Here is a 1,492-nt window from a genome sequence, read left to right as displayed (position 1 = left end):
CCAGCAATCACTAAACCAGCACCAGCACGTAAGTCTGAAGCTGTCACAGTTGCGCCTGTTAATTGGTTAGGACCCTTGTAAGTAATTTGATCATTGTGTTCTTCAATGTTTGCACCCATGCGCGCTAGCTCAGGTACATGTTTCACACGTTTTGGATAAATCGTATCTACTAATTTACCGTTACCATTCGCTGTTAATAATAATGGCGTAATGGGTTGTTGTAAGTCAGTTGCAAAACCTGGGTATGGCGCTGTTTTAATATCTACAGCTTTTAATTGACCGTCATTTGGATGAATGTAAATAGCATCATCGCTGATGTCCATTTTGACACCCATCTCACGTAATTTCGCTAGGAAACTTTCAATATGTTCAGCAATGACGTTCTTGACAGTAACCCCTTGGCCAACTGTCGCAGCGGCTGCAATATAAGTACCCGCTTCAATACGGTCAGGAATTTGTTGGTGAGAAGCACCGTGCATCTCGTCCACACCTTCGATACGGATAGTAGAAGTACCCACACCTTTGATCTTAGCACCCATCTTGTTTAATAGCATGGCGATATCAATGATTTCAGGTTCGCGGGCTGCATTTTCAATAACAGTTATCCCTTTAGCGCGAGAAGCTGCCAACATGATGTTGATGGTTGCGCCGACGCTGACAACATCTAGGTAAATTTCAGTACCTGTAAGACCATTACCGTTAGTTGTTAAATGCATAGCACCTAATTCGTTGCTTACTTCAGCACCTAAAGCTTCAAAACCTTTTAAGTGTAAATCCATTGGACGAGGCCCCAAGTTACAACCACCTGGTAAACCAACAACACCCTCACCGTATTTACCCAATAAGGCACCCATGAAGTAGTAAGACGCGCGCAAGCTTTGGATCTTTCCATCAGGCATTGGGATATTTTCCATGTTCGTTGGGTCAATACGCATCACGTGATCATTGAAATCAACCTTTACATTAAAGTCTTTCAATATTTCAATTAAAGCGAACACGTCTTCAATTTCCGGTACACCCTCAATTACCACCGGTGAATCCGCCATAATCGCTGCAGGAATTAGCGCTACTGCACTATTCTTCGCTCCAGAAACCGTAATCTCACCCTTTAACGGATTACCACCCTTGATGATAAATTTTTCCATTATAAAACCCCTCACTCATCGTTTTCATTTTCGTTTTATTTATTTCATTTTATCTAAGCCTTTTAGCTTTTGTTAAGTTCATTCATTAATTACCTATTTGAATCATATATGCGGATTTTGCATACTTTTCCGATTCTATGATAGATAATGCAAGATTGATTATACATAATTCTCTATGATATAACTACCGTCCCCACCAATTTTAATGGTTTTTTTAACTTCTATGTAAAATTTGACAAATATACAATCAGTTATAGGGGCCATTTAATTTATTATAACCCACGAACTAACCATTATTCGTCCGATAGGTTTAAACAACTTGGAAAAAGGGCAATTTCACGTAAATT

At 39.6% G+C, this 1,492-nt stretch carries 1 protein-coding gene; it reads right to left on the bottom strand.

Translation table 11 applies throughout. From position 1 onward, the window contains the following. On the bottom strand, nucleotides 1-1,145 hold a 1,145-nt coding region (locus ACRCJ0_RS13860), incomplete at its 3' end, for a UDP-N-acetylglucosamine 1-carboxyvinyltransferase (RefSeq protein ID WP_431390812.1). Nucleotides 1,146-1,492: the final 347 nt, after the last annotated feature.

The sequence above is a fragment of the Aerococcus sp. L_32 genome (genome assembly GCF_050689315.1).
The sequence above is the reverse complement of the archived record's forward strand: the minus strand, read 5'-3'. Positions and strand labels throughout refer to the sequence as shown.